Source organism: Virgibacillus alimentarius, from assembly GCF_000709085.1.
GTDB lineage: Bacteria > Bacillota > Bacilli > Bacillales > Amphibacillaceae > Virgibacillus_B > Virgibacillus_B alimentarius.
This window is the reverse complement of record NZ_JFBD01000126.1, coordinates 1-7,783: the sequence shown is the minus strand read 5'-3', so window position 1 is coordinate 7,783 and position 7,783 is coordinate 1. Positions and strand designations below refer to the sequence as shown.

Below are 7,783 nucleotides of genomic sequence, written 5' to 3'. Positions count from 1 at the left end.
TTATTATTCCATGATTTTTTCATATTTCATTTGTTAGTTTTTCAGGTTTGAAACACTGGTATTTTATGTTTTTCTGCTTCTATTTTAACAGGTGACGCAGTTAGTACTTTTTTTCTTCCTTTCGGTCGGTCAGGTTGTGTCACAACTAGCACAACTTCGTACTGAGATTGAACTAATTTTTGTAAAACAGGAACTGAAAAATCCGGAGTTCCCATGAAAACGACTTTTTTCATCTTTGCTCTTTCCTTTCTACATAAGTTGATAAGGCTGCATATCAACTGTAATGAGTAAATCTTCTTTACGAATATCTTCTGCAAATAAATCAATTATTTTTTTAATCAGTTTACGTAGTTTAGGTTCATCTCTGTATTTTATCATGCATTGATAGCGATATCTATCTTTGATCTTAGCAATTGGAGATGGTGTTGGACCTAGTATTACTGTATCTTGTTGAACTTTTTTTAATAGAATTTGGACGATTTGCTGCGTTGTTTGTATGACCTTCACTTTATTGGAATGAGAAACGGTTATTAATACTAAAAAAACATATGGAGGATATCGAAACGTTCTTCTCATACGCATTTCTTTTTGATAAAAAGCATTATAGTCATATTTACTAGCCAGTTCTATACTGTAATGGTCTGGTGTATATGTTTGAACAATAACTTCTCCTGGCAATTCATGTCTTCCTGCACGTCCACTGACCTGTGTTAATAATTGAAAGGTTTTTTCAGAAGACCGGAAATCTGGTAAATGCAGCATCGAGTCAGCAGTTAAGACACCTACTAGCGTTACATTTTCAAAATCCAGTCCTTTTGCGATCATCTGTGTTCCTAGTAGTATATCCGCCTCTTTATTTGCAAATTGTTGAAGTAATTTTTCATGTGCCCCTTTTCTTTGCGTTGTATCAACATCCATCCGGATAATGCGAGCTTCAGGGATTAGCTGTGCCAATGATTCTTCTACACGCTGTGTGCCTGTTCCAAAGTAACGTATCAAATCACTGTTGCACTCCGGGCAATTCACTGGCATCGGTTCTTCATATCCACAATAATGACATTTTAATTGGTTGATTTTTTTGTGAAATGTTAAAGCAATATCACAATGCGGACACTCTTTCACAAGCCCGCAATCACGGCACATGACAAATGTGGAGTATCCTCTTCTGTTTAACATTAAAACAATTTGTTCATCGTTTTGGATGCATGCTTCAATTTTCTCTTTTAACTTTATCGAAAACATTGTTCTATTTCCCTTATGGAGTTCTTTTCTCATATCTATAACCTCTACTTCGGGCATATCTTTTTCATTCGTTCGTTTGCTTAAAGTGGCTAATTGATAAACTCCTTTTTGCGCCCGTGCATATGATTCAAGTGTCGGTGTTGCACTTCCTAAAACTACGGGGCAATGATGATTCTTTCCGCGGTATATAGCAACATCTCTTGCATGATAACGAGGCTGGTCCTCTTGTTTGTAAGTAGTCTCATGTTCCTCATCGATAATTATTATTCCGATGTTTTCAAACGGAGCAAATATGGCGGACCTTGCCCCGACAACAACTTGAACTTCTTTACGATGTATCCGGCGCCATTCATCGTATCTTTCCCCATTCGATAATGCACTATGAAGAACCGCTACATTTGAACCAAACCTGCCCTTAAAACGTTTTACCATTTGGGGAGTCAATGAAATTTCCGGAACTAAAACAATCGCTTCTTTTCCCTTATTAATCACATGCTGAATAGCTTGCAAATAAACCTCTGTTTTTCCGCTTCCCGTAACACCATGTAAAAGAAAAACATGATGCTCACTTTTGATTATTGCTTCGTTTATTGGTGTGATTGCCTTCTGTTGTTGAGGCGTTAATTCTAATGGTGTTGTTTGCGGATACGACTTATCGTCATAAGGATTTCTGTATACTTCTACTTTTGTTGAAATGAGCAATGATTTATCTATTAAAGCCTTAATCGTGCTGCGACTCGTTTGCAGATGTTTTATTAGACGGTTTTGCTCTATTTCTTCTGGATGTTCAACAAAAAAGTGTAATAGCTTCCATTGCTTTTTTGCATTTTTAGGCAATTCCAATAATGCCTCCTCTAATTGGTAAGGAGCTTGATTGGGCTTGATCATGGTAACTTTTTTTTGTGTGATTTTTGACTTTACCAAATAGTTAATTTCAACGTCTCCATTTTGGACCGCTTTTTGTAATTGATAAAAACTTACAGATGAATTATCCAATAGCTCATAAGGAAGCACATCTCGACCGGCAAAAAGTTTTTCTAAATCGAAAGAAAGCTCTGCTTCTGTCAAACGAACGATTTCTTTTTTATATTGTGCTTTGAATACTTGAGGCACCATTGCCTGATAAGCAATGATATACATACATAATGTTTTGTCCGCCAACCATTTACCTAGTTCCAACAGTTCTCTTGTTAAAACCGGAGTTACATCGAGCACGTCATGTATTTCCTTTAATTTATTAAATTGTGATTCAGCTGTTATTCCAACTACATACCCCATTATTTTTCGAGCACCAAATGGAACAGTTACGCGCATGCCAGGTTTTAACATGTCACGAAACTTTTCCGGTATAAGATAATCGAAAGTTTGATTAATTACACTCGCTGGGACGTCTACAATTACTTTTGCTATATTCACTATTTTTCATCCTTCATATCTCGATCGATAAACTGAAAAATTTGCTGAGCGATATCTTGTTTGGATGCCATAGCTAACTCTTTAGGCTCTTGACTATTTGAAATATAAGTTACGATATTAGTGTCTCCACCAAAACCTGCTCCTTCAGTCGCTACATTATTAACTACGATTGCATCTAACTGTTTATCTGTTAATTTTTTCATCCCGTATTCGATTGGATCGCTTGTCTCTGCAGCAAAGCCGACAAGAAATTGATTTTCTTTCTTTTCACCAAGGGATTGTAAAATGTCTTTCGTACGTTCCATTTCAATTTGCCATACACCTTCATGTTTCTTCATTTTTTGATCATAAACTTCTTTTGGCCGATAATCAGCAACAGCAGCTGCTTTGATCACGATATCTTGTGCTGTAAAATATCGATGCATCGCTTCATACATTTCTTCTGAAGTTGTAACATCAATTCGCTTAATGCGGCTGTTTGATACTTCTAGAGACACAGGACCTGTAACAAGTACCACTTCTGCACCTAACTTTGCTGCTGTTTCTGCTAATGCAAACCCCATTTTACCTGAAGATCTGTTTGTAAAAAACCTTACCGGATCGATTTGTTCACGGGTTGGCCCTGCTGAAATTAATACCTTTTTATTAGCCAGTGTAGATGAATTTAACTGGTGCTCTGTAATTGTTTTAATGATCGCTTCAGGCTCTTCTAATCGGCCTTTTCCTACATAGCCACAGGCCAAATAACCAGCCCCTGGTTCTATAAAATGACAACCCCATGCTTCTAACCGCTTCATATTTTGAATTACTGCGGGGTGTGCATACATATGCACATTCATTGCTGGTGCAATATAGATGGTTGCCTGTGTTGCTAATAATGTTGTTGAAAGCATATCGTCGGCAATACCATTTGAAATTTTCCCTATGATATTTGCTGTAGCTGGGGCAATTAAAACGAGATCTGCCCAGTCTGCAAGGTCGATATGTGCTATCTTTTCAGGGTCTTTTTCATCGAATGTATCTATATATACAGGGTTTCTGGACAGGGATTGAAATGTTAGCGGCGAAACAAATTCAACCGCACTCTCCGTCATAATAACCTTAACATTTGCACCTTCCTGGGTTAGTTTACTGGCTAATGCACATGCTTTATAGGCCGCTATCCCTCCAGAAACACCTAATAATATATTTTTATTATGCAGCATTCTTAAAACTCCCTTCCCTCTTCTAAAATATCCCCTCTTTATTTATACCATAAAATAGATCAGAATCTGATTATATCGAATCCGGTAAATATGGTTCGTTATTGGAATTAATTAGCCAAGCAGTGTACAAATAAAATCCCTCGCGTTTTGAATTTAAACTGCGAGGGATTGATTGTATCACTTGTTTTATTGATCATTTTTGACAGTTAATTTGTCTGCCATAATCTCTTCCAGTGCCTGTCCCACATATCTCACAGACTTCGGATTATCCACTAACACTCTTTGTGTGTCACGAATTTGCCTTGCCCGTCTGGCAGATAAGGTTACAAGCGTATATTTTGATTTAATCTTTTTTTGTAATGAGTCAATTGATGGTTCTAACATCATGTCAATTCATCCTCCAATATCTTTTTATACTGCTTTTCTATCCGTTCTCTCTTGCAATGCTCACTCTGAATAATGGACTGAATCTTAGCTACAGCAAGATCTACATGATCATTTACGACCACATAATCATATGAATCCATCATTTCAATTTCCTTTCTAGCTTCCTTTAGCCGATTTAATACTAACTCATTTGATTCCGTTCCGCGGCTAGTAATACGATTTTTTAATTCTTCTAGGCTAGGAGGAAATAAAAATATAAATACTCCTTCTGGAAAACTTTCCTTCACTTGCATTGCACCTTGAACTTCGATTTCCAGAAAAACATCATGACCGGCTTCAAGTGTATCCTCTACACAATCTCTTGGTGTCCCATAATAATTATTAACATATTGAGCATATTCTAACAGTTTATTCTGCTCAATTAGTTTCTCAAATTCTTCTCTTGTTTTATAAAAATAATCAACACCATCTATTTCACCTGGCCGTTTACTTCTAGTCGTCATGGAAATCGAATATTTTAAGTCTGTAGCTTGTTCAAATATTTTTTTTCGAACAGTACCTTTCCCTACACCAGAAGGCCCGGAAAGAATAAATAAAATCCCTTTTTCATCGTTCAAAACGTTTCCTCCTAAATGATACATGCATATTCTCTATGATTCATCGTTTATTTCATCGTGACTTAGCACACGCTGTCCAACGGTTTCAGGCTGTACAGCAGATAAAACAACATGATCACTATCTGTAATAATAACAGCTCTTGTTCGTCTTCCGTATGTAGCATCCACTAATTTATCGTTATCTCTAGCTACTGAAACAATTCGTTTAATTGGTGCAGATTCTGGTGAAACGATCGATATGACTCGATTAGCAGACACAACATTTCCAAAACCAATATTAATTAACTGTAAACCCAAATTGCTTCCCCCTCAGGATATACTCTCTTTTTATGTAATATGTCTATTATAAGGAAAATAATGAGATATGTAAAATCGGCAATTTACTCAATATTTTGCACCTGTTCTTTGATTTTTTCAATATCTCCCTTTAATAAAATAATCCATTTACTAATTTTAGGGTCGGTAGATTTAGAACCAATCGTATTCGTTTCACGATGCATTTCCTGCAAGATAAAATCTAATTTTCTGCCCACCGGCTCTTTGCTATCCATTGTTTCTATAAAATGATCTATATGACTTAATAGTCTCGTAATTTCCTCTGTTATATCTCCTTTTTCAGCTAATAGGGCGATTTCTTGATGCATACGCGTCTGATCGAGTTGAATCGTATCTTCAATTTGTTCTTCAATCCTAACTTGGATTCGGTCACGGTATTCTTCAATGACAATATTACGTCGCTCTTTTAGCGATGCAACCAAGTATTTTATGTTTTCTATTCTTTTCTTAATATCTTCATCGAGATAATTCCCTTCCTGCATTTGCATGGTCTTTACTTGTTCACATGCACACGTAACACTTTCTAAAATAGAATCTTTCAGCTGATCTGGCTGCTGTTCTTTTTCTTGGATTTCAATCAGTTCTGGTAAACTAGATACAATCGAGGCAGGAATGTCCCCTTTTAATTGATAGCTTTTTTGCGCGTTATTTATTTGCTCCATATATTGATCCATTAAATGCCAATCTACTTTTAAAGATTTTTTTACAAAGCCTTCACCTTCAATCCCAATAAAAACCTCAATTCTTCCCCTCTGAAAAAAGGATTGAACGACTTTTTTGATTTTATCTTCTAAAAATAAGAAAGAACGAGGGATTTTTGCTGTAAAATCTAAAAAACGATGGTTTACTGTCCTAATTTCAATTGTTACCGTAGTAGAGCCTATTTGGAATACATCTCTTCCATAGCCTGTCATACTTTTTAACATGGTAATCACATCCATAACCTACAAAATAATATATTCTATTATAGCAGAAAAAAATAGGAGACCTACATATGATTACCGATCCCCGAAAATTAGAGTAGAAAATCTAACTTTCGGGGGGAAGTATTAGTAAGCTATGAAGAATTAAAAAGAAGGATTGAAGAATATATCTACTGGTACAACCATGAACGATCAAAAGAAAAATTGGCTGGATGGAGTCAGTAGATACCCAACTCAATTCAGCCAATTAGCAGCATAATAAAACTCTAATTTTTAGAGGTAACCAATTTAGTATAGAGTGGTCTCCTTCTATATCTATGCTTTTACTTTTTGCTAAATCCAAACAAAACAGTTGGTAAAACACTTAGCGCTGATATTAACACCCAATCACTAAAGCCTAAGCCAGTAGTGTGGAATATCGGTTGCAATGGCTCCCAGTAAATAACGATCAATAGTAATAATAAAGAAGATAGAACAGCTAACACTAAATACATATTTTGAAATGGATTTCTTGCAAATACCGAATCTTCACTTCGACAATCAAACACATGTATGAGTTGGGCTAACACCAATGTTGTAAATGCTACAGTTTGACCATAAATTAAGTTGTCTAGATTGTTTTGATAGGTAACAACAAAAGCAATAAGCGCAGCAGCACCTATCAAAAATCCTCTGCTGATTATTTTAAAGCCAAGTCCCCTAGCGAAAATTCCTTCACGCGGGTTCCTAGGTCCTCGTTTCATCACATCATCTTCCGGTTGATCCAGTCCTAAAGCCATTGCCGGTAATCCATCTGTCACTAGATTTACCCATAATATTTGCACGGGAACCAAAGGCAGCGGCATCCCTAGTATCATTGCGAATAACATCACTAAAATTTCTCCAACATTCGAAGCTAATAGGTAACGAATAAACTTTCGAATATTTTCATATATGTTTCTTCCTTCAGCAATGGCTGATTTTATGGTTGCAAAATTATCGTCCATAAGGATTAACGACGAAGCTTCTTTCGTGACATCTGTTCCACTTTCTCCCATACTGATTCCAATATCGCTTGCTTTAATTGCTGGAGCGTCATTCACCCCATCACCTGTCATCGCAACAATATGACCTTTTTCCTGGAACGCTTCTACTATTTTCAATTTATGTTCCGGCGTTACTCTGGCAAATACATATACGTTATCAATAATATCGCGAAGTTCGCTTACTGACATTTGATTAAGTTGATTTCCATCTAAAACTAAACCGTGTTCAGGAAGCAAGTTAATATGTTCTGCAATTGCTCTTGCTGTTTTTTCATGATCTCCTGTAATCATAACTGTTTTTATGCCCGCTTGTTTACATTCTGCTATCGCTGATCTTACTTCTCTTCTTGGTGGGTCCATCATGCCATATAAGCCAACGAAAGTTAAATCATTTTCTAAAAATGTTGTCTCAAGGGATTGATTTTTGGGGATAGATTTAACGGACACAGCTATCGTTCGTAGTGCTTTTGCGGCCATATCATCTACCGTACCTTCTAAGGGACGTTTGTCTTTTAAGAATTTTTTACCATCCTTGTCTATATAACTCGAACATCTCGGTAATAAAACATCAGGTGCACCTTTCGTTATTAGAAAACGCATATTATTTTCATCTTCAACAACAATACTCATGC

General features: G+C 36.3%; 8 protein-coding genes and 1 pseudogene. 1 reads left to right on the top strand and 8 read right to left on the bottom strand.

All coding sequences use genetic code 11. From position 1 onward, the window contains the following. Positions 1-47 precede the first annotated feature (47 nt). The 7 genes and pseudogenes from GZ63_RS0115615 to GZ63_RS0115585 all read right to left on the bottom strand — a co-directional run. Positions 48-233 (bottom strand): annotated as a pseudogene (locus GZ63_RS0115615) (formyltransferase family protein); the annotation flags it as partial. Between the two features lie 16 nt (positions 234-249). Then, complete coding sequence (gene priA, locus GZ63_RS0115610; RefSeq protein WP_029271147.1) at positions 250-2,658, bottom strand: primosomal protein N'; 2,409 nt, start codon at positions 2,656-2,658, stop codon at positions 250-252. Beyond that, entirely contained in the window at positions 2,658-3,863 is a 1,206-nt protein-coding gene (gene coaBC, locus GZ63_RS0115605; protein WP_029271145.1) for a bifunctional phosphopantothenoylcysteine decarboxylase/phosphopantothenate--cysteine ligase CoaBC, read from the bottom strand. The genes priA and coaBC overlap by 1 nt, the downstream gene beginning before the upstream one ends. A gap of 186 nt (positions 3,864-4,049) precedes the next feature. Next, the gene (rpoZ, locus tag GZ63_RS0115600; RefSeq protein WP_084179361.1) at positions 4,050-4,250 is read right to left on the bottom strand and encodes a DNA-directed RNA polymerase subunit omega; all 201 of its coding nucleotides are present in this window, start codon (positions 4,248-4,250) and stop codon (positions 4,050-4,052) included. After that, positions 4,247-4,867 carry a guanylate kinase gene (gmk, locus tag GZ63_RS0115595; RefSeq protein ID WP_029271141.1) on the bottom strand — a complete coding sequence of 207 codons (621 nt, stop codon included), beginning with the start codon at positions 4,865-4,867 and terminating at the stop codon, positions 4,247-4,249. The genes rpoZ and gmk overlap by 4 nt, the downstream gene beginning before the upstream one ends. Before the next feature lie 33 nt (positions 4,868-4,900). Further along, positions 4,901-5,164, bottom strand: coding sequence for an extracellular matrix/biofilm regulator RemA (gene remA / locus GZ63_RS0115590; protein ID WP_029271139.1), 264 nt, complete (start codon positions 5,162-5,164; stop codon positions 4,901-4,903). 83 nt (positions 5,165-5,247) lie between these two features. Beyond that, positions 5,248-6,129 (bottom strand): YicC/YloC family endoribonuclease, encoded by an 882-nt coding sequence (locus GZ63_RS0115585; RefSeq protein ID WP_029271137.1) that lies wholly within the window; start codon positions 6,127-6,129, stop codon positions 5,248-5,250. Between the two features lie 153 nt (positions 6,130-6,282). On the opposite strand from GZ63_RS0115585, the gene GZ63_RS18910 reads away from it, so the two are divergent. Further along, positions 6,283-6,351 carry an IS3 family transposase gene (locus GZ63_RS18910; protein ID WP_390337600.1) on the top strand — a complete coding sequence of 23 codons (69 nt, stop codon included), beginning with the start codon at positions 6,283-6,285 and terminating at the stop codon, positions 6,349-6,351. 98 nt (positions 6,352-6,449) lie between these two features. Here GZ63_RS18910 and GZ63_RS0115580 read toward each other — a convergent pair. After that, the coding region (locus GZ63_RS0115580; protein WP_029271135.1) for a cation-translocating P-type ATPase at positions 6,450-7,783 on the bottom strand (1,334 nt) is incomplete at its 5' end.

Bases quoted from the DNA above. Each gene is read 5' to 3' on its own strand.
- GZ63_RS0115585 (WP_029271137.1), bottom strand. From the start codon at position 6,129: ATGTTAAAAAGTATGACAGGCTATGGAAGAGATGTATTCCAAATAGGC.
- coaBC (WP_029271145.1), bottom strand. From the start codon at position 3,863: ATGCTGCATAATAAAAATATATTATTAGGTGTTTCTGGAGGGATAGCG.
- rpoZ (WP_084179361.1), bottom strand. From the start codon at position 4,250: ATGATGTTAGAACCATCAATTGACTCATTACAAAAAAAGATTAAATCA.